The sequence below is a fragment of the Nocardia sichangensis genome (genome assembly GCF_047200615.1).
Taxonomy (GTDB): domain Bacteria; phylum Actinomycetota; class Actinomycetes; order Mycobacteriales; family Mycobacteriaceae; genus Nocardia; species Nocardia sichangensis.
In genome coordinates this window covers 1-21,038 of the sequence record NZ_JBJZOK010000059.1, presented here as the reverse complement: position 1 = coordinate 21,038, position 21,038 = coordinate 1, and the positions used below count along the sequence as shown (strand labels likewise).

The 21,038-nt window shown below is 67.8% G+C and carries 27 protein-coding genes; 10 read left to right on the top strand and 17 right to left on the bottom strand.

Annotated elements, in window-relative coordinates; genetic code table 11:
• From ACL03I_RS38200 to ACL03I_RS38160, 9 genes are all read right to left on the bottom strand, one after another.
• A partial coding sequence (locus ACL03I_RS38200; RefSeq protein ID WP_412808505.1) for a hypothetical protein occupies positions 1–753 on the bottom strand: 753 nt, incomplete at its 3' end.
• A gap of 2 nt (positions 754–755) precedes the next feature.
• On the bottom strand, positions 756–1,232 hold the full coding sequence (locus ACL03I_RS38195; protein WP_412808504.1) for a hypothetical protein: 477 nt from the start codon (positions 1,230–1,232) through the stop codon (positions 756–758).
• Positions 1,233–1,259: 27 nt separating this feature from the next.
• The gene (locus tag ACL03I_RS38190; RefSeq protein ID WP_412808503.1) at positions 1,260–1,742 is read right to left on the bottom strand and encodes a hypothetical protein; all 483 of its coding nucleotides are present in this window, start codon (positions 1,740–1,742) and stop codon (positions 1,260–1,262) included.
• Between the two features lie 20 nt (positions 1,743–1,762).
• The gene (locus ACL03I_RS38185) at positions 1,763–3,916 is read right to left on the bottom strand and encodes a type IV secretory system conjugative DNA transfer family protein (RefSeq protein WP_412808502.1); all 2,154 of its coding nucleotides are present in this window, start codon (positions 3,914–3,916) and stop codon (positions 1,763–1,765) included.
• On the bottom strand, positions 3,916–4,734 hold the full coding sequence (locus tag ACL03I_RS38180) for a hypothetical protein (RefSeq protein WP_412808501.1): 819 nt from the start codon (positions 4,732–4,734) through the stop codon (positions 3,916–3,918). Before ACL03I_RS38180 ends, ACL03I_RS38185 begins: the two co-directional genes overlap by 1 nt.
• The gene (locus tag ACL03I_RS38175; protein ID WP_412808500.1) at positions 4,735–5,154 is read right to left on the bottom strand and encodes an RRQRL motif-containing zinc-binding protein; all 420 of its coding nucleotides are present in this window, start codon (positions 5,152–5,154) and stop codon (positions 4,735–4,737) included. It lies immediately after the preceding gene.
• Positions 5,151–5,540, bottom strand: coding sequence for a hypothetical protein (locus tag ACL03I_RS38170; RefSeq protein WP_412808499.1), 390 nt, complete (start codon positions 5,538–5,540; stop codon positions 5,151–5,153). Before ACL03I_RS38170 ends, ACL03I_RS38175 begins: the two co-directional genes overlap by 4 nt.
• Positions 5,537–5,806, bottom strand: coding sequence for a hypothetical protein (locus ACL03I_RS38165; RefSeq protein ID WP_412808498.1), 270 nt, complete (start codon positions 5,804–5,806; stop codon positions 5,537–5,539). The genes ACL03I_RS38170 and ACL03I_RS38165 overlap by 4 nt, the downstream gene beginning before the upstream one ends.
• Complete coding sequence (locus ACL03I_RS38160; protein ID WP_412808497.1) at positions 5,803–5,970, bottom strand: hypothetical protein; 168 nt, start codon at positions 5,968–5,970, stop codon at positions 5,803–5,805. The genes ACL03I_RS38165 and ACL03I_RS38160 overlap by 4 nt, the downstream gene beginning before the upstream one ends.
• A gap of 72 nt (positions 5,971–6,042) precedes the next feature.
• On the opposite strand from ACL03I_RS38160, the gene ACL03I_RS38155 reads away from it, so the two are divergent.
• The 4 genes from ACL03I_RS38155 to ACL03I_RS38140 all read left to right on the top strand — a co-directional run bounded on the left by ACL03I_RS38155 (position 6,043) and on the right by ACL03I_RS38140 (position 9,704).
• A complete protein-coding gene (locus ACL03I_RS38155) occupies positions 6,043–6,990 on the top strand; it encodes a GntR family transcriptional regulator (RefSeq protein ID WP_412808496.1) in 948 nt (315 codons plus the stop codon).
• Position 6,991: 1 nt separating this feature from the next.
• A complete protein-coding gene (locus ACL03I_RS38150) occupies positions 6,992–8,230 on the top strand; it encodes a nucleoside/nucleotide kinase family protein (protein WP_412808495.1) in 1,239 nt (412 codons plus the stop codon).
• Between the two features lie 221 nt (positions 8,231–8,451).
• Positions 8,452–9,435 (top strand): replication initiation protein, encoded by a 984-nt coding sequence (locus ACL03I_RS38145; RefSeq protein ID WP_412808494.1) that lies wholly within the window; start codon positions 8,452–8,454, stop codon positions 9,433–9,435.
• A 2-nt stretch (positions 9,436–9,437) separates the two neighbouring features.
• Positions 9,438–9,704 (top strand): replication protein RepB, encoded by a 267-nt coding sequence (locus tag ACL03I_RS38140; RefSeq protein WP_412808493.1) that lies wholly within the window; start codon positions 9,438–9,440, stop codon positions 9,702–9,704.
• Between the two features lie 85 nt (positions 9,705–9,789).
• On the opposite strand, the gene ACL03I_RS38135 is transcribed toward ACL03I_RS38140, so the two are convergent.
• A complete protein-coding gene (locus ACL03I_RS38135) occupies positions 9,790–10,140 on the bottom strand; it encodes a hypothetical protein (RefSeq protein ID WP_412808492.1) in 351 nt (116 codons plus the stop codon).
• A gap of 146 nt (positions 10,141–10,286) precedes the next feature.
• Here ACL03I_RS38135 and ACL03I_RS38130 point away from each other — a divergent pair, with 146 nt between their 5' ends.
• The 5 genes from ACL03I_RS38130 to ACL03I_RS38110 all read left to right on the top strand — a co-directional run bounded on the left by ACL03I_RS38130 (position 10,287) and on the right by ACL03I_RS38110 (position 14,450).
• A complete protein-coding gene (locus ACL03I_RS38130) occupies positions 10,287–10,949 on the top strand; it encodes a hypothetical protein (protein WP_412808491.1) in 663 nt (220 codons plus the stop codon).
• Between the two features lie 600 nt (positions 10,950–11,549).
• Complete coding sequence (locus tag ACL03I_RS38125) at positions 11,550–11,942, top strand: hypothetical protein (protein ID WP_412808490.1); 393 nt, start codon at positions 11,550–11,552, stop codon at positions 11,940–11,942.
• 320 nt (positions 11,943–12,262) lie between these two features.
• Positions 12,263–12,853 carry an AsnC family protein gene (locus tag ACL03I_RS38120; RefSeq protein WP_412808489.1) on the top strand — a complete coding sequence of 197 codons (591 nt, stop codon included), beginning with the start codon at positions 12,263–12,265 and terminating at the stop codon, positions 12,851–12,853.
• Positions 12,854–12,954: 101 nt separating this feature from the next.
• Entirely contained in the window at positions 12,955–13,299 is a 345-nt protein-coding gene (locus ACL03I_RS38115; RefSeq protein WP_412808488.1) for a hypothetical protein, read from the top strand.
• A 41-nt stretch (positions 13,300–13,340) separates the two neighbouring features.
• Positions 13,341–14,450 (top strand): hypothetical protein, encoded by a 1,110-nt coding sequence (locus ACL03I_RS38110; RefSeq protein ID WP_412808487.1) that lies wholly within the window; start codon positions 13,341–13,343, stop codon positions 14,448–14,450.
• A 110-nt stretch (positions 14,451–14,560) separates the two neighbouring features.
• Here ACL03I_RS38110 and ACL03I_RS38105 read toward each other — a convergent pair whose 3' ends face one another.
• Complete coding sequence (locus tag ACL03I_RS38105) at positions 14,561–14,986, bottom strand: hypothetical protein (protein ID WP_412808486.1); 426 nt, start codon at positions 14,984–14,986, stop codon at positions 14,561–14,563.
• On the bottom strand, positions 14,983–15,786 hold the full coding sequence (locus tag ACL03I_RS38100) for a ParA family protein (protein WP_412808485.1): 804 nt from the start codon (positions 15,784–15,786) through the stop codon (positions 14,983–14,985). The genes ACL03I_RS38105 and ACL03I_RS38100 overlap by 4 nt, the downstream gene beginning before the upstream one ends.
• Before the next feature lie 218 nt (positions 15,787–16,004).
• Between ACL03I_RS38100 and ACL03I_RS38095 the strand changes: the two genes are divergently transcribed.
• Positions 16,005–16,388, top strand: a complete 384-nt coding sequence (locus ACL03I_RS38095; RefSeq protein WP_412808484.1) for a hypothetical protein — start codon at positions 16,005–16,007, stop codon at positions 16,386–16,388.
• A gap of 1,381 nt (positions 16,389–17,769) precedes the next feature.
• Here ACL03I_RS38095 and ACL03I_RS38090 read toward each other — a convergent pair.
• The 5 genes from ACL03I_RS38090 to ACL03I_RS38070 all read right to left on the bottom strand — a co-directional run.
• Positions 17,770–18,225 (bottom strand): hypothetical protein, encoded by a 456-nt coding sequence (locus ACL03I_RS38090; RefSeq protein WP_195078203.1) that lies wholly within the window; start codon positions 18,223–18,225, stop codon positions 17,770–17,772.
• 38 nt (positions 18,226–18,263) lie between these two features.
• Positions 18,264–19,094, bottom strand: coding sequence for a DUF2637 domain-containing protein (locus tag ACL03I_RS38085; protein WP_412808483.1), 831 nt, complete (start codon positions 19,092–19,094; stop codon positions 18,264–18,266).
• Entirely contained in the window at positions 19,091–19,456 is a 366-nt protein-coding gene (locus ACL03I_RS38080) for a hypothetical protein (protein ID WP_412808482.1), read from the bottom strand. Before ACL03I_RS38080 ends, ACL03I_RS38085 begins: the two co-directional genes overlap by 4 nt.
• Positions 19,453–20,076, bottom strand: a complete 624-nt coding sequence (locus ACL03I_RS38075) for a hypothetical protein (RefSeq protein WP_412808481.1) — start codon at positions 20,074–20,076, stop codon at positions 19,453–19,455. Before ACL03I_RS38075 ends, ACL03I_RS38080 begins: the two co-directional genes overlap by 4 nt.
• Positions 20,073–21,038 (bottom strand): hypothetical protein (locus tag ACL03I_RS38070; protein ID WP_412808480.1); only part of this gene is annotated, 966 nt, incomplete at its 5' end. The genes ACL03I_RS38070 and ACL03I_RS38075, both read right to left, overlap by 4 nt.

Genomic DNA, 21,038 nt, shown 5'->3' with positions numbered 1-21,038 from the left:
AGCCAACTGGGCCGCACGCAGCTGCTGCACCGCCTGGACGTGCGCCCACGGCGCATCCTTGACCGAGACCTGCGGCACCGGCCGGGATCCACGCTCGGTGTCGCGGTCCTGAGCGATTCGGCCCCAGCGGGCCTGACCATCGGAGAGGTGCGCGATGTCGCCGTCGCCCATCTCGCGCAGCCGGTTCGGGTCGACGAGCCAGTTCTCTCGCTCCCGCTCCGCGCGCTGCCGGGCGCCGACCGTCTCACGAGCCACACGCGCCCGGTAGTGCAGCGCTTCCAGGCCCTTGACCTTGTGGGCGCGGGCGAACAGGTTGCCCGTCTTGTACTCCGGGAACACCGTCGCCGCGTCCAAACCGTCCAAGGCGATGCCCTGCTCGGTGCGGGTCAGGTGCTCGTTGCCGATGAACTGCACCGCGAGCCGGTCGCGGTGCTCGACCAGAGCGCGGGCGTCGCGGGCGCGGCGGTCGTGATCCACCCGCGGATCATTGGCACGCTGCGCGACGGCCTGGGCGTGCAGCCGGTAGCGGTCCACGGCCTGGCTGGTCCAGATCCGGTGATGGGCGCGGGCCTGCTGCTGCTGGCGGCGCTCGGTGCGGACCAGGCGGCTGATCTCCTTGCGGACCCGGCGGCGCTCGATCCAGTTCGCGGCCTGGGCGTGGCGATGCATCGCCGTGCGCATCGCGGCACTGAACTGGCGTGCCTGCGCGATCATCTCGTCCTCGACGGCGGGACCGTAGGTGGTGTCGGACATGATCAGTTCTCCTTGTCGGTGGTGAGGGTGGGCAGCGGGAGGCCCGGTTCGGCGGTTTGCACGGCGGTGCGCAGCTGCTCGGGGAACCGGGACCAGTGCTGGAAGGTGTTGGTGAACTCGGCCAGTAGCAGCGGCAGGACCGCGAAACGGCCAACCGCCAGTGGGGCGATCAGCTCATCAGCGCCTTGGACACCGCCCCAAGTGACGGTCTCGTCGAACGCGCCGCCCCAGGCCTCCGCCAGTCCGGCCGCGGTGCAGCGGTGCAGGAACTGCGCGGCGTTCGCGGGCTGGCCGGCGGGGGCCTCCACGATCAGGTGCAGCGCGGTCTCCCGCTGCTGGATGAGGTAGTAGTCGCTCAGCGAGTGGGGCCGCCGGAACTTGCGGCCGTCGGCGTCGAGCACGTCCAACAACGTCGCGGACGGCAGCGTCCACAACCACGCCGGAAGCTCCGGCGTCAGGTGAAAAGTGCTGGTGGTCATACGGTTTTGTTCTCCTTCGGTGTTGGGTTATGCGGACTGCGCCGCGTCGTTGCGGCGGCGGATGGTGTGGCGTTTGATCCAGCTGGCGGAATCGGCGAGGACGTAGCCGCTGAGACGGATCGACTCGATGGGGCCGGGGCGCCCGGCGCACATCCAGACCGAGAACCCGGTCAGCCCAGCGCCGTAGACGGCCAGCGGACCGGTCATCGGCAAAGTGGACGCGGCGACCGCGAAGCCGGTGCTGGTGCCCAGGGCCGGGGCCCACAGCCGCAGCCCGTCTTTGATGCGGGTGGCGTGGTCGACGTGCTTGCCCAGCGCGCGGCCGATCTGGCCGCCATCGGGGACGACGGGTGTCTGCTGCTGGATCTGGGCGACCAGCTTCTTGGTGGTGCGGTTGGCCATCTCGTCGGCGAGCGGGGCCAGCTGGTCCATCTCGGCCTGCCGCTGCTCGGGCGACAGGCCGGAGATCTCCTCTCCGTGGTCCTCGGGGTTGAAGTTCGGGACAGACATGTGTGGTGGTTCCTCTCGGGTTATGCGTGGCGGTGTTTGCGCAGGTCGATGACCGGCGCCAACGAGGCGGGCTCGGGAGTGACGGTCTGCATCTGCGACAGGCCGGGCAGCGGGCGCAGCGAAGACAGTTGCCGTTCGTCGAGCGGGGTGACGCGGCCGAAGCGGGCGACACCGCCGGAGACGTGCACGATGTCGCCCTTGGCCATGGCGCGCAGACGGTTCGGGTGCACGAGCAGCTTGTCGTTGGCCTGCACGTTGCCCTCGTCGCCTGCCTCGGAGCCGCCGATGAGCTTGCGGGAGAGGTCGAAATCGCGGCGGGTGCCGTAGATCTCGGCGAGCTTGTCGCCCTTCTCCTGCCCACCCAGCAGCGAGCCACCGGAGGCCGCGGTGACCAGGGCCTCACGCGAGTCGTCGTCGTGCCCGAGCCCGTTCCAGGACTGGGCGAACCACCACGAGCCGATCCCGGCCTTACGCAGCCGCTCCACCCACGCCTTGGCGCGGGTCTTGCCATCCGAAACCGCGGAGAACTCGTCCACAGCCAGCAGCGCCTGGCGGCCGTGGTCCTTGTCGGCGAGCTGTTCGAGCATGCAACCCAGCGCGGCGAACTGGGCGCGGGCCCGGTCGGCGGCTTTGACGCCTTCGAGGATGATGTAGAGGAAATCGAAGTCGGTGACCTGCTTGTCGCCCTCGAAGGAGTCACCCAGCAGCCGGTAGAGGATGCCGAACTCGCTGCGCGCGGAATCCATCACCGGCTGCTTGCCAGCCATCGTGGAGGCGATCTCCCGATCCACACCAGCCACACCAGCCCACGGCACGGTGTCGTCCCAGATCCCGCCCCACAGCTTGGCCAGCTTGACCGGATCGAACCGCGACAGGAACTCGATCCAATCCCGCGGCGGGTTGTGCCCAACCGGCTTGCCGTCGACCACCTTCTCCGGGGCGTCCACGACCAGGTGGATCAACGTTTCGCGCAGGTTATGGAAGTAGCGTTCGGTGTCGGTCGTCGGCGTCGAGCCGCCGGAGATCATCGCCGACAACACCGACCGCAGATCATCCAGATCCGCGATGCCCCACAGGTTCAGCTGCGTGTGCAGCGGGTCGGTGTCCTCGACACCCACCACACCGATCCGGTCGGCGGGCACACCCAGGGCGGCGAACCAGCGCGCCATCGTCCGCGCGGACTTCTTCGACTCCGGTCCGCCGTTGCAGTCGATCACCAACACCAGAGGCCGGCCGGGCCGACGCGGGCGCCACCACTGCCGGTGCCGCAGCCACCCGGTGACGAACCACGACACCAACGTCCGGTTCATCAGCGTCGACTTGCCCTTACCGGAGGAGGCGACGACGGTGCCGTGCTCGTTGAACTTGATCCACGGCACGATCAGCCGGGTCTCCGTGCCCGCCAGCAGCGCCCGCGTCCGCGACTTGGCCGGGGCCTGGCTCGACTCGGTCGCCAGCCGCCCGAGCACCGGCTGCGGGTTCAGCCCGCCGGTGGAGAACGGCAGCCGATACCGCGACATCCGCGCCGCCGCCCGCTGCTCACGCTGGGTGCGCAGCCACAACGCCCGCTCCGTGGCGGCCGGGGACTGCAACCCGTTGGTTGCGATGCGCACCCGCCGGTTGGTGAACGCGATCATCGCCGCCAACCACGACGCCGGGATCAGCAGCACCGTCATCGCCGCCAGGCCGGGAGCGGGGTTGCCCGACACCAGCTCCGCGGCGCCTGCGGTGAACTGGGTCAGCGGCGCCGACCAGTCCATACCGCCGAACACGATCGCCGAACCGGGCATCGCGACGCTCGCGCCGATCATCCAGTTCCGCAGCCTCGCGGGAGACCACGCCAGCAGGTTGGCGACCAGGAAGATCGCGCCCGCCGACACCAGCCCGAACACCGCGCAGGTGCCCGCGATCATCAACGCGTCGAGGAACCCGTCGAGAGTGATCTCCGGCAGAGTGATGCCGAACAGGTCACCATCGGGGGCGTGGTCGCCGAAGATCGGCGGGGCCTTCGGGTGGATCTCGATGTGCGGGGCCTGCTCGGTACCCGGAACCTGGGACTGCTCCGGGGCGGCGGGCACCTGCGACGGGTAGGTCTTGGCGCACTCGGGACGGAAATCGATCACCCTCTGGCACACCACGTCCGTGTCGCGGTGGATCGGGAATTCGGTGCTCATCACGACACCGCCTCTCCGGTGTCACGGCCACCGAGCGCGGCCTGGTTGATGCGATCAGAAGCACCGCCCTCGATCAGCGACAGACCGGGACGGGCCACGGCCGGGGTGGTCTCGGCGTTGGTGCCCAGGACCTCTTCGAGGATCGCGGCGCGCACCACCGGGTCCTCGGCCTGGCGCACCGCCTTGACCGCTGTGGCGATCACGTTGCGGATCTCGTCGGTGCGGCGCACGATCCGGCCGTCGCGGTCACGCTCGACGGTCCGGCAGAAGTACATGACTCCGGCGCAGTTGGCCTTACGCGCCGCGTGCAGCGCCTTGGCCACCGAGATTTTCGCGGCGGCCAGGTTCTTCGCGGTCAGTTCAACCTCGACCGCCCACAACCGGCCTTCGCTGTCGTAGAACCGGCCGTCGTGCACGTGCTGGCGCTGCTCACCGGGGCGGGCCATGCCCAGCTCGGCGCGCAGCTGCCGCTCCGGAATCCAGCGGTCCAGATCCTGACCGGTCAACGCCAGCCGCACATCCAGCACGGCCGTGACATGCGCGGCCATCTTCGGCGACGGCGTCCAATACTTTGCGTAGTACGGCAGGATCGCCTCGGTCGCCGACCGGGTCGGGAACACCCACGTGTGTCCCGCCACGGGACGCACCTTCATCCCCGAAACCAGGTGCGTGGCCCGCCACTTCGCCACCGTCCGGTAGGCGCTGGTCAACTGCACACCGAGCATGCCGGCCACCCGATCCATCGGGGCCCCGTACATCTCGGCGAGGATCGTCACCACCCGCATATCCCGCGGGCTCAGCCGATAGTTCGGCGTCATCTACAGTTCCATCCCTTCTCGATCTCGATTGCGGTTGTTGACCAGGCCCGCGAAGGCGTGGCCCTTGATCGGCGCGCGGGGCGCCGGGTCCGCCCAGCCCGGGCCGGGGTCATTGGTCTGCTCGAACTCGGCACGGTCGATGCCGTGCCGCTCCGCAGCGCGCAGCTGCCGCTCCCGCGTGGCCTTCGCCAACGCCGCGAGCTGGGCGGGAGTCGCTTCCCGCTTCGCGGCGGCGAGGTTGACGTCGTAGAGGTAGGCCGTCAGCGGCTCCCGCGACCGGCGTGGACGCTGCACCTTGCCCGCGATGTCCTGGCCGTTCGGGCGCAATCCCTGCGCGGCCAGCTGACGGCGCGTCCGCAGATGTGAAGGCGCGCAACGCCAGTCGTAGACCGGGATGCCGCCCTCGGGCTCGGTGGTCATCTGACGACCACCTGCGCGAAGGCCGATCGGGCCGTGCCCACCGCGCAATCGAGCCGCTGCGCGATCTCCGCCCAGGTCCGACCCTCCAGCTCCCGCAGCTCCGCGACCCTGGCCACGAACTCCAGGTCCCGGCAGCGGCGCGGCCGACGACGAACCGGCACCGGCGCCGCCTGCTGCCGAACCTCGGGCGGCTGGACAGCGGCGGGAGTGTGGCAGTTGCTGGTCGTGGCAGCTGGGACTTCTGCCAGACCGAGCATGGCCAGAAGCACCCGGCAATCCGCCGCGTCCTCCGCCTGCGAAGCCACCACCAACTGCGCCCGCCGCAGCAGCTCGTCAGGAAACTGACCGCTCAACGGGATCTGGCTGAGCTGACTCGACTCGATCACCGCTGCCACCCCGCCGGAGTCGGAATCGGCTGTGCCGGAGCACGATCGACGTGCACGCAATCGGTGCGCGCGACCTCGTCAGCACGGCAGACGTTCGGCGACGGCCGATAGTCCTGGTAGTCGAGCCAGGCAGCCGAGCAGCCAGCCATCGCGACCAACGCACCCAGCGCCAGCAGAGCCAGGCGCACCTGCACCGGCAACGCCCCGAACACACTCGCGCCCGCGCGGGCCACAGCGGCGTCCGTCTTCACAACCGGGCCGATCATCGCCACGTCCCGCGACGACGAAGAGGCCCCGAACGGTGCGTCAGCATCCGCCACAACACGACGGCGAACGCGGCGAAGCACAGACTTCCGATCACCTGACCCGGCGCGGTGATGAGCGCGAAAAGTACCGCCAGCACGGCCGCGACCATCACAGTTGATCTCATGACATCACCTACTTTCAGCGACATATCAGATTGCCTATCTGATGTCTTCTACCGTAGATGTGATGCCTTCTGATGTCTATGTTTTCGCGCGTTTTTCGTCACAAATCCGCGAGAACGGGAAGATCCTTCCCCCCACAGGGTTTACGTGGGTATCAACTGATAGGTTCAGATGACCTGACGGGCGAAGGAGGCCATGTGGAAGCAGCAGGGGAAGCGAGGCATCGTCAGATCGCCCGCGAGATCCGCAATGAGATCGAGGCTGGTCGGTTGCGGCCGGGGCAGAAGTTGCCGAGTACGCGGGCGCTGGCCGAGCAATTCGGAGTGAGCGTCGCGCCGATCAACGACGCGATGACCATCCTCGAGGAGGAAGGCTTGGTCATCAGTCGACCCCGCTCCGGGCGGATGGTCAGCGACACCGCCACTCCTGGAGCGCCGCGCCCGCGGCGCGGACGACCTCAGGTGATCTACGTTGGCGGCTACGCGGGCTCGGGCAAGACCGAGTTCGGGCGCATCCTGGCGAGACTGACCGGATGGGCGATGCTCGACAAAGACACGATCACCAGGGCAGTGGTCGACACCGCCTTGGTGCAGTTGGGTAGCACCGTCGCAGACCGTGAATCCCCGATCTATCTGGATCTCGTTCGGCCTGCCGAGTACGAATGCCTTGCCGCAGCAGTTCGAGAAAACGTCGGTTGCGGAGTGTCCGTTATCGCGACCGCGCCATTCATCAAGGAGTTCGGCTCCGAAGCGTGGTTTCGCCGGACGGCCGTCGAACTGGACACGATGGGCGCCGACATGGAGGTTGTTTGGATCCGGTGCCAGCCCGATTCGATGCACTCGTACATCACCCGGCGGGGCGCCGCTCGAGACTCCTGGAAGCTCGCCAACTGGGGTGACTACGTAAGCGGCATCAACACCGCATTCGAACCGCCCTGGCAGCACACCATCATCACGAATGATCCCGACTCGCCACCGCTGCGTGAGCAGGCACAAGCACTGATCAAGTCACTGATGGACTGACATGGACACCGCGATCGTGATGTACGGCCCGCCAGCGGCGGGCAAGGACACCGTGACGGCCGCACTCGCCGAGCTTGGCAACGAGTTCCGCCATTACCACCGCATGAAGGTTGGCGCCGGTCGCACGTCGGGATACCGGATCGCCTCGACTGCCGAGTTCGAGCAGCTGGTCGCTGCCGGCGAAGTCATTTACTCGAACAGCCGATATGGCTCGACCTACATCATCGACCGGCCCGAGCTGACCAGGATCATCGCCGCAGGCGAGGTCCCGGTCCTGCATGTCGGCCAGACGGAGGCGATAGACGCGCTGCTCGCTGCGGCTCCGACAATCCGGTGGGTTGTAGTTGAGCTGTGGTGCCCGCGCGACGTCGCCGCAACACGGGCCGCTGCTCGAGGTACCGGCGACACCGCCGAGCGCCTGGCGGCCTGGGACGCGACTCCGCGCCTCACGATCGCTGACATCCGGATCGACACGACAGCAGTAGACCCGATCGGCGCTGCACATCAGATCGTTGACGCCGTTCACGCTGCATGGAGCGCTGTCGTCGTACCCGCGATGCACCTTGTGCATCCAGATGGCACGCTCGACCTTGCCGCCACTCGCCACCACGCAACCGCCGCTGCCGCCGGGTGGATCGACTTCTTTCTGATCAATGGCTCGACCACCGCAGGCGATGAGCTGACCAGTGCAGAGCGTGCAGCCGTTCTTGATGCGTGGCTGGAGGCCGTCGACAACCGTCGACTGCTTGCCTGTACTTGGTCGTCTGATGACCTCGCGACCGCGACCGATCGTCACGTCACAGCGATGGCAGTGATGAAAGCCGCTACCCGGTCCGCCGCCGAACAGTTTCTCCAGGCCCTGCCAGGCGGATCCACGATCTACAGCCACCCGATGTTCGGCTACACCTTCGACGCTGAATTGGCGACGTGGGCCAAGGGTGCCGGCCATCTCCCGGCTGGTGGCAAGCTCGCCAAAATTCAGCTGACCGAGATCACCGCGATCAGGCGCGCTGCGGCCGAGTTCGCGACGTGGGACGGTTCGTCGCGACGAATCCGAGAGTCGATAAGCGCAGGTGCGGCTGGCGTCGTCGCTACGCCTCTCGCCGCCACACTCACCGACCTGCCACCGCGCAACCTTGCACTGCTCCAATCCAGCATCGACACCGTGCAAGCCGAACTCGACCGGCTTCCGGATCGACCCGCCAAACGCCAATGGCTGCTCGACCAGATCCAGAACTGATCGTGTACGCACCCGCACTCTTGGAGCGGATGCGTCGCAGTGCGGTGCGGAAAGTATCCATATGGCTAGATAGAAGAAAAATGTTGAAATACGCATATGCGTATTTCATTATACGTCCACACTTGCTGTGGGTCTGGGCACCCGCAGCCCTGAAATACCTGATTAGGTTAGTCGGCGTGTCGTACTTAATCATGGAGGGATAGGGGGCAGACTGCGTGACCATGACGGCAGATGAGGACTGGGAGTCGGACGTATGGACGCTCCCATTTCCTTTCGAGGAGCACTGGCGGCCACAACGGCCGTACGCGAGCCGATCGAAGACGGGGGGCTACTACCGCACCAGCCGAGATCGGGCGCTCACGCTGCCGTACGTGGAGAGCAATCCGAAAGCGATGACGTCGCTCGTCATCACCGATCACGACGGCGGCCGGGCCGACGAGATCGCAGCCCTGTGCGGGCTGCCGGTGCCCAGCTACGTCGCCATGAATCCGTACACCCGCGACGGACACATCGTCTATGCCCTCAAGAAGCCGGTGATCCTCACCGACCCGGCGCGGCGCGATCCGGTGCACCTGCTCGCCCGCGTCGAGGCCGGCCTGAACAACGTCCTGGCCGGTGATGTCGCCTACGCGCACCGCTTCACCAAGAACCCGACTCACGATGACCATCTGACGCTCTGGGGGCCGGACTACGCGCTCTACGAACTGCGCGACCTGTGGGAGCCCATCGCCGCGCTCGGCGCGCTGCCCAAGTACCACACGACCACCGAACGCCGAAAGGCGCTGGCGTCCAGCGGGACTGGCAGGAATGTCGACCTGTTCGAGCTCATCCGCCGCTGGTCCTACCGCCGCCGCGGCGACTACGACGACTGGAACTCCTGGCGCCAGCTCGTCGACGACCACGCATGGGACCGGAACATCGACATCATCGGCCCGGCCTACACCAAAGGACCGATGGAACCCGGCGAAGTGCAAGCACTGGCCCGATCGGTGTCGGCGTGGACCTGGCGGAAGATCAAGCGGACGTTCAGCGAAGAGCAGGCGCGCCGGGGGCGGGCCTCCAGCGCGAAACTGACTGACGAGGAGCGTCGGGAGAAGGCAAGCAAGGCTGGTCGGACCATGACCGACGCGCGGCGGGAGGCGAACCGGAAGCGCGCCACAAAGTACGATGAGGCGGCGTTCATTGCCGCTGCCCTGGAGGGATGACGATGGGTGCAAGGAACCCTGTTCGGCGTACGAAGACCGCCCGCGAACTCGCCGAGACGTTCGGGGCGTCCACACGCACGGTCCAGCGGATCATCGCGGAGCCGCGTGCCGACTACGAGGCACGGGCGATCGAGAAGCGGCGGCGGGCCCAGCAGATGCGCGGCGAAGGTGCGAGCTATCGCGAGATCGCCGACGAACTGGGCGTCGGAATCGGGTCGGTGTCGGCACTGCTCCGGACGCCGGTTCCTGCTGAGGCGAAGTCCGCGTAACCCTTCCCGGAACTCGAACACACATACGATTTCTGACCGCCGATAAGTGGGCGTTATCGGCGGCCAGAGTGCGGGATTCGGCCGGTCAGCGCCCGGTTTCGCCGGAGTCCGGCCACGCCACCCCCGACTCGGTCAGCGCGTCCAGAATCCGGCGCACCCTCGCCAGATCCTCCCCCGCGATGGCGGCCAGATCCTCCGTCGGCCACGGCCCGGACCCGTGCCGGACGACGATGTCGCGGATCGTCCGAGACGCCTCGAGGTCGCGCGCCTGCTCGGCCATCGGCCGCAGCTCGGCCAGCAGCAGGTCGAACCATTCCGCGTCCGCTTCGGTGCGGGTGGCGCGCTCCCGCTCGACCTGGCGCACCAGACCGTCGAGCGCCGCGGCGAGCTGGCCGATCAACTCACCGCGCAGCGCGTCGTCCTCGCCCGCACCCATACCCCGAGTGTGCTCCCCGGACGCCACCACGAACAGCCCTTCAAGTAGCCATATGGGTACTTTTAAGGCTTGGGTCAGCTTTCACGATTCCGGGTCCGGGTCGTGACGCATGAAGCCCCAGACACGCTCTGTGCCACGATATTCCGATGCCTGTTCAGCGTTCGAACCCTGCTCTGGACCTGGCGTATGCGAATACGTCGGGGCCGGTGGCGTATCTGGATGAAACCTTCCAGGCGCCCGGCACCAAAGAGGCGGCGTTCTACGTGTTCACCGCTGTCCTCGTCGAGCGTGACGAGATGCAGGGTCTACGCGACAAGCTGCAGGAGCTCGCCGGCGGAACGTTCTGGCACACCACCGACGAGTTGCTGACCGGCGACGGCTGGAAGAAGGCGCTGGCCATGCTCGAATACCTCGGGCAGGGGCCGGAACTCTGTGTGCTCGCCCACGAGTGCCAGGTGGACGAGGACGACACCGACGTCGAGAAGGCCCGCCGCGCCTGCCTGCGGGGCCTGCTCGCTGCTCTGTCGGCGGGCGGCCCGACCTGGGGGCGGACGGATCTGGTCGTCTTCGAGGAACGCACGCCGCGCAATCGCGCGAACTTCGACCGGAAACACGTCTCCGATCTGCGGCGCGAGCAGAAGATCCACCGTGCGATGCAGGTGCAGATGGTGTCACCGAAGCATGAACATCTGCTGTGGCTGCCGGACGTCGTGTCCTCGGCATTTCGGAAGTCCATCACCCGCCGCGGCGATGAGCAGCTGCTCGAACCGATCAGGTCGCGAATGTGCTTCGTCGAGCCACTGCCCTGACCCCAAATACAGAGCAACCCCTGGGGGCCGTAGCTGACACCAGGGGCCAGACCATCTGTCAGGGTACGAAACCCCGAGGGACAGTTCCTTGCTCGCGTCCGAGATTAACACGGAACCCGTGTGTTTTCATCCATGCCCCAGCCCCACCCACCATGTTCGTGACCCGAGTGTGATGGCACCGGACGCGGCAGGCGGTCCGGCCTGAGCGGGCGCGGCGGGAGCGAATCGCGGCTCCGGCTTCCCGGCGAGCCACCGGCCCGCCGTCGCAGCGGTCTCTACCGAAATATCCGTGCCTCTACCGACCGACTCGCCACCACGAGGCACAGCCCATCACTCGGTCACGCTCGCGCTTCTCCTCACCCCGCCAGACCCGCCCTGCCCCTCGTTTTTCGCCGTTCTCGCCGGTCATACCTCTTGCATCCCAGGCAACGGCCAGGTCACGGGCCTCGAATATCGTCCGCGAAAATCCGTACGCTGGCGACCATGCCAGCCTGTCCACGCTGCGGGGGACCGGTACCCGCCCCCACCGGCCAGCGAGGCCGACCCCGCGTCTGGTGTTCCGATGACTGCCGACGCCGCGCGCACGAAGAAGGCCAGCGGGTGCGCGAGGTCGTGCGCGAACGCGTCGTCGAACGCCTGGTGTATGTGCCGCACAATCCGATCAGTGCGGTGGAGTTGGTGCTCAGCGACATCGACGCCGTGCAGCTGCTGCTCCAGCACCTCACCGATCGAGCGCGAGCCGAACCGGACACCGAACTCGAGCGGGTGCGGCGCCGCCAGGTGCGAAAGCTGGCACCGATCGTCGAGCAGCTGGCCCACGCATGCCAGCCACCCACCCCACCGGCCCCCGCGCAGCCATCGCCCCACCCCGACTGGATCGTCGCCGAAGCATACGAGGACGGCTGGCCCGCTATCGCGGCCACGCCATCGCAGCCGCGGCAGGGTCACCGGCCGGATCGCAGCAAGCGCAAACGCAAACGCAAGCGCCGCTGACTCCGCCATTCGACGCCACGGGGACACGGGGACACCATCCAGACCCCATCCACACTATTACCCCCCTGGGGTATACGTTGACACACCCATTGCACCATTCGGTTTCAGGCGAAAAGCGGCCATCCGCCTCCCCTTCCCGCCCTAGAAACTTCCACCCCTTCCAGTGGAAACTTCCACCCCTTCCAGTGGAAACCTCGGAAGGGGGGCGGGCGGGGATGAGCGAAGAAAGTATCCATATGGGTAGTTTCCATGCCGTTTTGCAGGTAGTATAGGTGTGTCAGGAAATCCTGACATCCACTCTGGAGAGACGGGGGAACATCGTGAGTCAGCAGACCGACGACGGGCGGCACGAGGGCCATGTCGCCCACCTTTTCGCGGACGGCATGTTCGGAGGAAGCTGGTCCAACGGACCGGTGGCCACCACTACGGCCGATGGGAGGCATCTGGATCCCGAGGAGTGGCAGTACCGCTCCCAGGACGAAGTCGTCGGCTGGCGCGTCATCTGCACCGACCTGAGGACCTACGAGGCGCCCGAGTGCTGGCGCGGGCCGGTATGGACTCGGGTGGCCACCCCATTCGAGCAGGATCTCGACGCTCGGCGCATCTACTGCGACGATCCCTACGGCCTGGACCAGGAGGCCATCGACCTGATCATGGCGACGGACTGGAAGCCGCATATCGGTCCCGTCGTCGAGCTCTACGCGGTGGGCCTGGCCGCCGACGAGGTCGCCGCCGCCCAGCGCAAGCTGACCGCGGCCGTACGCGTCGCACGCGACGCCGGCGCCTCCTGGACCGACATCGGACGTGAGGTCGGAATCTCGCGCCAATCCGCGCACGAGCGGTGGGCCGGAAAGGCCAGTGCCGCGTACACCGAACCCTTCGCAGGACTCGACGGCGGGCAGACCCGATGACCGAGACCAACCCTCGCAGCGTCTGCCTTCCTGCGGGATTCACCCCTGTCGGGCGGAGGGTCCGTGCCTGGTGCATGTGCGGGTGGTGCACTTCGCCGCGGGTGAACCAAGACCGGGCGCTGGATGCGCTGCTGAGCGAGCACGGCTGGACCGCCCCGGTCTGCGCGCTGTGCGACACCGACCACCGCCCCCACGTGCCGGGAAGAAACGCCGGGTTCGACGGCTGGCTCGAGCTGCGCAGACGGGTCGAGATCCTGACCGACCCTTCTACCGGCGACAAGTTCCTCGCCTGCGCCGGCATGCCGCAGTCCTGCCAAGACGGAGCCAAGCAGAAGCAGCTGCGGTTGGACCGCGCCATCGCGGACGGCTTCGGCATCGACATGCCCCGTCCGACTCTGCGGCTGGTCCATGGCGACGCTGCAGATCGTCGGGACGAGTCCTCGTGAGCGCGCTGATCAACACCGGGTCGCCGGATAAAAGTACCCATATGGATACTATTCATGGGCTGACCGGGGATCAGCGGTTCCTGCTCGCGGCCATGGGCAGCGGGCAGATCGCCTACGCGCTCGGCTCGCCCTGGGGCATGGAATACCTGTTCGACTCCCACGCCGGTGGCACCCTCCACTCGGCGGTCGAGATGCTGCGCCCGGAGTGGGAACACGGCTGGTACAACGTCGTTCGCGGGCGCATCGAACTGGAAGTCGGCGACGAGGTCGTGGTGAAGGTGACGCGGCGGCGCGTGGAGACCTACGCCGCCGCCCTGCCCGAAAAAGTTCGCGCGGCGCTGTACGCGAGCTACCGCAACCGCGACGACGACATGCGGGACCAGCTGGTGTGGGACGCCCTGGCGTTGCCGCCCCGACCCGAGTTGCCGCCGGTACGTCCGTCGACCCGGCCGCCGGACTACAGTTCCCATATGGAAACTGTTCCGGATTCGGTGGAGGCCGAGCAGCCCGACGACACCGAGGACGACGGTGGCGAAACCGCGTCGTGCCACTACTCGACCGGACGGCTGACCACGGCGCAGGCCCGCACCGTCAACATGTGGCGCCAGCAGCTCACCCTCACCGATCCACGGTGGAGCACACCCAACCAACGGCCGCCGGCCAGCAGCTCCGACTGCATCGCCGCCGCGGTGACCGACCTGCTGGACACAGCGCGCCCGGAGCACCTCGAGCTGGTCCGCTACGCCGACCGGATGCGCGAGCAGCAGCGCGCCAACCGCGCAGGCGCGTTCCCGGCCGGATCGGTCGTGTCGTTCTACCTGCCGCCGTCCTACGCCGATCAGCTCGACGCGCTGCTCGCCGATGCCCAGCAGCACCACGACGACACCCTGGATCAGGCCCGCGAGCAGGTGCTCGCCGAGCTGCCCGGCCGGGCCAACGCCACCGCCCGCGTCATGCGGATGATGTCCGTGGTCGGGAGCTTGAACATCCCGCTCAAGGCCTACCGGCTGCCCGCGGGCACCCTCGCGCGCATGGCGATCGACCGGTGGGCCGCCAAACCCGCCACTGCTGTCGTCGCCGCCGCCGTCGCCTACGGCCGCGAGTACCACGCCCAGCAGCACCGGGCCCGCAAGGACATGGGTGTCGGCTGACCGACCGTTACCGAACATCTGTCCCGAAACGCACCACAGTCCAGCACTGTGAATCTGTGGGCCGCGTCCATACCTGCCCATACACGTCCTTACCTGTGTGCGGGCGCGTATTACTCGGGTATGGTCGGCAGCGCCGCCAGGCGCGCGGCGAGTTCGGCCGCGCGCTGGCGGGCCAACTCTTGCGCCACCGCGTCCACCTGGTCGGCGCCCGCCAGTAGCAGGGCCGACAACGCGACGTGCCGCGGCGTTCCGTCACCGAGCAGCGCCACGATCTTGTCGGCTGCCGCCTCCAGCGCTTTCGCCGCTTCGCTGGTGACGTAGATCGACGTGCGGCGCATCCCGTCCGGGTCCGGCCGCGTACCTCCGCCCTTACCCGTCCGTACACGGTCCTTACCCGCCCTTACCTGTGTATGGGCAGGTGTGGATGGCGGCGGGTTCACCGGGACGTTGAGGTTGATGCGTGACCGCAGAACCTCGTTCGGGTCGGTGCCGGACAGATCCGGGCCCGGCAGCTGCCCGCGGTTGCGGCCGGTCACGATGTCACCACCGAAGTCAGATCCGGATCGAGGCGAGCGACCAGCGCGCGGAATCCGTTGGCGGTCTCGCTGTCCGGCGCGTGCGCGATCACGGTGGTTCGCAGCCTCCATGCCTCGCGTACTTCCTTGAGGTCCTTGAACACGCCCAGCACGCCCAACGGGTGCGTCTGGAACGCCTCGAGCGTCGACGTCGCGATGCGCCCCTTGCGACCGTCGTACAAATTGACGACCAGGCCGGCCACCTCGAGTTCGATGCGCAGCGCCTCCTGCAACGTCGTGATCTGCCGCAGGAACAGCCGCAACGCGCGGATGCTCGAGTCCTCTGCCTGCACCGGGATCACGATCTTTCCCTGCACCTGGTCGTTGTCGGGACGGCGGCGAGTGGCGACCAGCGCGTTGTCGTTGAGCGCGCCCAGCGACGGCGGGCAGTCGATCACCACGTCATCGAAGATCCCGACCAGAGCGTCGAGGAACCGGCTCAGCAGATACTCCCGGCCTGAGCGCCCATACATCTGCGGTTCCAGCAGGAACATGTCGTCACTGGTCGGGATCACGAACAGCCCGCCGTCGACCTGCTGCACCAGATCGGCGAGTTCGCCGCTCCACTGACCCAGCAGCGCCCGCGCCAGAGACGCGTCGGTCGCCAGCTGCGCGCCGATCGCTTCGGTGAGATGCCCTTGCGGATCCCAATCGATGGCCAGCACACGGCGGCCGTGCTCGGCCAGCCCAGCAGCCAGGTTGATCGTGTCGACGGTCTTGCCGACGCCACCCTTTTGGTTGGCAATTGCGTAGATGCGCACAGCAGGACCGTAGCGTCTCCACACACCCATACCGGAGTGCACGCGCTTCATACGCGTGTATGGGCAATGTATGGGCGAGTGTGGTACGCCCATACATATTCAGCATCGGCTTAGTCCTGGCTGCCAAGTCATGGCAGATCCGACTTCCCCTCACAAATCCGCTTGAGTTCGTACCCTCGAAGAGTCAGCCCGAGTGCAGCCAGGAGGGGGATCTGATCGTGCAGAGCTTCGAGGAGAGGTACCAGGCATACCTGGATTTGGTGCGAGACAACACGCCGACCCTTGAGGAGTTGGACTCCATCCATCGGCAGGTCCGACGGCTCAACCACGATCTCGAATACGCCACGCTGGATCCGGATCACCGGCTGGCGCTGATCAAGCTGCGCAACGAGACGATGACCGCGGTGGAGGCCGCGCTGCACCGCGCCCGGATCGATGACGCCCGTGCGGTCATGCGCGCGGTCGCTGCGGGCCGCGCCACCCCAGAGGAACGGCGGCGGTATGCCGCCCAGCGAAAGAACACAAGCATTCCGGCGCCCGGCACCGCGATGCCGACACCGCCCAAGCAGTCCCAGAAACGCGACCGCGGCATCTCACGCTGACCGATCGCAGATCAATAGCTACTTTCGACGCTGCGAAGTTGCTGCCGGGCTGGCTATCCCAGCGCGCAGGACTGGCCCCGCCTGCCGTAGAGCTGCGGTAGACCAACACGACTCCCGCGTGCGCACCCGTGCCCCTCTGGGTGGCCTGCCTCCCGGCGAGGGCGGGGTGCTGGGGCAGCGCCCCGCCTCGCAGCCCTCGGCTGCGCAGCTTTCCCGGTCCATAGCGCGCGCTCGGGGCTCGTGCTGGGTGCTCCTCCGGTATGGCCTGGGGCTACTCGATCACGACGGCGGCGGCCGTCAAGGGTGGCCGTCAGGCCATCGCCGCAGGCGACGCGAAGCGCCCTTGATGGTCGTTGTCGTCGTGATAGCCCCAGACAAGGCCATACCGGGGGAGCACCCAGCACACCGCGCGCCGGACCACGCGAGCCCCTGGCTCGCGCACGCGGGCGCCCGTCGCCCGCGCACCACTCCGATGACGTACCGCGCCTTGCAGTTCAGCCCCGAACGAACATTCGCGGAGCAGTAGACCGCAGCCGACGCACACGAATCGACCAGCAGGAATCGTCTCCCAACGCAACCCACTCGCAAACCCACCGATACCCACCCAACTCAACCACTTCTTTTCTTCTCCTCACCCCCGCCTCCCTCCCTGACCTGATTTGATCTTGAATCCCTCCTCCCTCCCAGTTCCACATCTCGTGCGCACGAAGTGGGTATGAGATGTGGAACTGGGAGGGAGGAGGGATTCAACGACGCGAAGCGTCGTTTACGCAGGTCAGGGAGGGAGGCGGGGGTGAGGTGCCCCTGCGAAAAGTTGTTATATCCGTTGTCCGGAACTGATCTGATCTTTCGCCGGGTTTTCGCACCGTGGCCAGGGACAAGATCACCTACCTGGATCCGTTCGGAACGTGCCGTAGCGGCACGTGGGATCGGTGCTGTACGCCCGCCATGACGGCCCGGTGGATGGCCTGCGGGACAGTGACATTGGCGACTGCCCTGCAATCACGTGGGTAGCGGCGCGGTGCGCCGTGCGCGGCCTTCGGCCGCGTGCCCCTGGTGCGGGGGCGCCTGCATTGTGTTCCCGCGCCACTCACGCCTCAAGGGCGCTGCGCGTCGCCTGCGGCGATGGCCTGCGGCCACCCTTGACCCGTGAGCCTCTGCGCGGGAAGAGCAGGCGTTATCGGGGCAGGCCGGTGGCCTGCCCCGGCGGAGGCGCACGCGCCCCCGCACCAGGGGCGAGAAGCCCCGACGCTGCGGTCGGCGGGCTGGTGGCGAACAATGGACGGGCCTGGACGGTGAGCTGTTCCGGGCACGCGAAGGCCCCTGCCGACTGGGACTCGGCAGGGGCCTTCTTGCTGGTCAGGTACAGGTCAGACGGCTGCTACTCGTCGTCCTGGCCCAGGTACGCGGCGACCTCGGCGAGGGAGTCGTCGGTCGGCGGCTCGTACTTGGCTCGATACAGCTTCGGCGGGGCGTAGTCGGCGTTGAACGCCTGCCCGGTGCCGGTGTACTGGATGGTCAGCCGGGCGCCGTTGCGCAGGTCGTCATCGCCCGCGGCGAGGATCGCCGCGCGGATGGCCTTCTGCAGGTTGCCGCGCACGAACAGCTTGCGGGCGCCGTCGTCGTCCGGATCGGTCTGCCACCCGGTGAGGATGACGACCTCCAGCTGCCGGATCGGGTTGCCCTGACGGAGCTTCGGCTTGCCGGTCTTCGGGTCCTTCTGGACAGCCAGCTCCTGGGAGACGACCAGGCCGGCCACGGTCGTGCCGGGCTCATCGGCCTTGCCGAACGCGCTGCGGATGACCTTCGGCTCCTCGGTCATGATCCACGATGTCATTGGGGTTACTCCTTGGTTATCGGTTGTTGGGTGTGGGGTTATCCGGCGATCAGCCGGACGCTGTGGGGTGCGGGCAACGCCAACTGCTCGCGACCGGTGTCGCCTTCGGTCTTGAGGCGGGCGAGGATCTTGCCGACCGAGCCGTGGTGCAACCCGACGATCGGGGCGATCTCGCGGTAGGAAAGGCCGGCCTGATGCAGCCGCAGGATCTCCGCGTCGCGTGCCGCTGTCGCATCCATTTCGACGGGTGTCGCCTCCACGTCGGCGGGTGTCGCCTCGGTGTCGCCCGATTTCGCGGTGATGTCGCCGGTTGTCGCCGCCGCGACGGGGGCTGTCGCCTGCGGTGCCGGGGTGCGGGGGACCTCCATCAGCGCGGTGAGCGCGTGCGTCACGGCCAGCATGGCGATCGGAGCGGCTCCGGCAACCACCGCGGCTGCGGGAGCGGGCAGCAGCAGACCATCGGCTTTCCAGGCGTGGACGCCGTTTCCGATCAAAGACACCAGCTCAGCGGCGGCGAGCTCGGCCCAGAAGAACCGGCGAGTCGCGGCCGGGATCACCACGCCGATCTTCTCGCGCCGGTTCAACGTCACCAGCGAGAAAGCGGCCTGGACGATCGGGCCGTCCACGATCACCGGGGCGCCCCACGCCAATCGGGAGTCGATTCCGGACATGACCGCTACGCCGTGCAGCGCGATCGCCGACCAGAAGAACGCCGCGATCGACACTGCCGCAAGCGACAGCAAGGCGACAGTCTCAGCGGCGTTCCACGACGGCGGCGACGCGTGCGTCGCGGTGGTCGTGGTGGTGGGCGACGCGGCGACGCCGGACGGCGACGCGGTGGCGTCAGGGTGCGACAGGGTGTCGCTCATCGTTCGATCCCTTCTCGATTGCGGTTGGTGACCAGGCCCGCGAAGGCGTGCCCGTAGAGCGGTTTCGGGACCAGCCGCTCACGATCGGCGTGCAGCGCGTTCTCGTCCGCGAGATCCAGCGCGTCGTCCAGATCGCTGGCAAGCTCCCGGTTACGGTCCTCCAGATCCGCGACCTGGTGCTCGGCAGCGTCCAGCCGCGCCGTCACCGCGGCGAGCTGCTCCTCCAACGCGGCGGCGCGTTCGTTGGCCGCGATCAGCCGGGCCTGAAGCTCGGCGTAGGACTCACCCGGCGCGGTCGGCCCGTACGGGCGCAACGGCTCGAACCCGCCAGCGGGAGCGTCGGTCTCGTGGATCGCGGTCACCGCTCCATCTCCTGTACCCGGTCGTGGTTGTTGACCAGGCCCGCGAACGCGTGCCCCGGAATCGGGCGCCCCTGCTGCCGCGACAGCTCCGCCGTGCGGGCAGCGGCGAACGATCCGGACACCGGGACCGGTGCCGCGGCCGGGTTGGCCTCGGCCGGGTCCGACCAGGAGTCGCGACGTTCGGCGGCAGCGAGCTGCTGGCGGGCCTGCTCGATGGTGCGCGGCTCGACCACCCAGCGCCCGTTGCCGGTCAGTTCGCGGGCGTGCTGCTGGCTGCGCCAGTCGATCTCGCTGATCGCGTGGAAACCCTGAGCCCGGTCCGCGGCGATCTGCTCGTGCAACCGACGCATGGTGTCCGGCGCCGAGCGCCAGTCGCTGTGCGCGTCCTCCAGGTACCGGTAGGCCGCGCCGAGTTCGTCGTCCCGGCCGCTCCAGCGGTCGCGGATCTCATCGACCTGGTCGAAGATCCGGTCGCTGTCCTGCCGGAACTCGGTGTGGAACGCGGTTTCGCTCAGGTCCTTCACCCGGTCGAAGTCCGCCCGCATCAACACCTCCTCCGGGTTCTCCACTCGTCCGGCGTAGCGGTTGATGTACAGGTCATCCAGCTCGTTGCTGCTCACAGCTCCATCTCCATTTCCCGGTCCCGGTTGCGGCCGTTGACCAGGCCCGCGAAGGCGTGGCCCTTGATCGGCGTACGGCCGTTGGTGTGTCCGTTGCTGGCGGCCTCGGCCCCGGCCTGCTCGGCCTGGCGCTCCGGGCTGCCGTAGCGCTCGTGCGCCGGTGTGCGCTCGGCGAGCTTCGCCACCGCCTCATCGCGCTCGCCACGCAACTGGTCCCGCTCGGCGGTGATCGCGGTCAACTGCCTGGTCAGCCTGGCGTTGGCCTCGGTCAGCTCGTTGTTGTGCTCGATCGACAACCGATGCCGATTGCGCAGCTCGTTGTTGCGCTCGGCGGCGTCGACCAGATCGCCGGACAGCTGCTCGATCTCGCGACCGCGCTGCGCGAGATCCTCGGCGAGCTGGTCCCGTTCGGCCGCGACCCGCTGCACCGAAGCGGGCAACTGCTGCTCGTCGCGGGCACGCTCGGTGGCGCTGGCCTGCGGCACCTGCTCGCGCAGGGTTCGCGCTTTCTGGTCACGGTCATGGCCTTCGGCGAGTTCCCGTGTGGCGGTGGTGACGTGTTCCCGTCCTCCCTCGCTGAACCACTTCGGGACCTCGACGCCACGTTCACGCAGTGAGATCCGCATTTGCGCACCTGGTCTGGTCGGGATCGTGCGGACCCGCCGATCCGCCCACGCCGCTGCTTCGGCCTCGGTGGCGTGCCAGCTGTGCTCGACCCGCACGCTGCCGCCGGGCTCGGTCGGGGCGATCGAGATCGACGCCGACACCTTCGCCCGCTCCTGGGCGTTCTCCAGCTCGGATTCGGCCTGCTCCGGAGAAAGGCCGGCCGCGATCGCCCGCTCCCGCGCGGTGCTGATGTCACGGCCGTAGGCATTCAGCGCCGCCCGGTTCGCGCGGTCCTGAGCGGCCGGATCGAGCGACGCGGTCGATGGCCGGGACAACCGCGGCGCGTTCGCGTCCCA

Coding starts and splice junctions, on each gene's coding strand:
- ACL03I_RS38130 (WP_412808491.1), top strand. CDS start 10,287: ATGCCTGTTCAGCGTTCGAACCCTGCTCTGGACCTGGCGTATGCGAAT.
- ACL03I_RS38085 (WP_412808483.1), bottom strand. CDS start 19,094: ATGAGCGACACCCTGTCGCACCCTGACGCCACCGCGTCGCCGTCCGGC.
- ACL03I_RS38185 (WP_412808502.1), bottom strand. CDS start 3,916: ATGAGCACCGAATTCCCGATCCACCGCGACACGGACGTGGTGTGCCAG.
- ACL03I_RS38140 (WP_412808493.1), top strand. CDS start 9,438: ATGGGTGCAAGGAACCCTGTTCGGCGTACGAAGACCGCCCGCGAACTC.
- ACL03I_RS38090 (WP_195078203.1), bottom strand. CDS start 18,225: ATGACATCGTGGATCATGACCGAGGAGCCGAAGGTCATCCGCAGCGCG.
- ACL03I_RS38145 (WP_412808494.1), top strand. CDS start 8,452: ATGACGGCAGATGAGGACTGGGAGTCGGACGTATGGACGCTCCCATTT.
- ACL03I_RS38165 (WP_412808498.1), bottom strand. CDS start 5,806: ATGATCGGCCCGGTTGTGAAGACGGACGCCGCTGTGGCCCGCGCGGGC.
- ACL03I_RS38110 (WP_412808487.1), top strand. CDS start 13,341: ATGGATACTATTCATGGGCTGACCGGGGATCAGCGGTTCCTGCTCGCG.
- ACL03I_RS38180 (WP_412808501.1), bottom strand. CDS start 4,734: ATGACGCCGAACTATCGGCTGAGCCCGCGGGATATGCGGGTGGTGACG.
- ACL03I_RS38195 (WP_412808504.1), bottom strand. CDS start 1,232: ATGACCACCAGCACTTTTCACCTGACGCCGGAGCTTCCGGCGTGGTTG.
- ACL03I_RS38135 (WP_412808492.1), bottom strand. CDS start 10,140: ATGGGTGCGGGCGAGGACGACGCGCTGCGCGGTGAGTTGATCGGCCAG.
- ACL03I_RS38175 (WP_412808500.1), bottom strand. CDS start 5,154: ATGACCACCGAGCCCGAGGGCGGCATCCCGGTCTACGACTGGCGTTGC.
- ACL03I_RS38155 (WP_412808496.1), top strand. CDS start 6,043: ATGTCTATGTTTTCGCGCGTTTTTCGTCACAAATCCGCGAGAACGGGA.
- ACL03I_RS38150 (WP_412808495.1), top strand. CDS start 6,992: ATGGACACCGCGATCGTGATGTACGGCCCGCCAGCGGCGGGCAAGGAC.
- ACL03I_RS38160 (WP_412808497.1), bottom strand. CDS start 5,970: ATGAGATCAACTGTGATGGTCGCGGCCGTGCTGGCGGTACTTTTCGCG.
- ACL03I_RS38190 (WP_412808503.1), bottom strand. CDS start 1,742: ATGTCTGTCCCGAACTTCAACCCCGAGGACCACGGAGAGGAGATCTCC.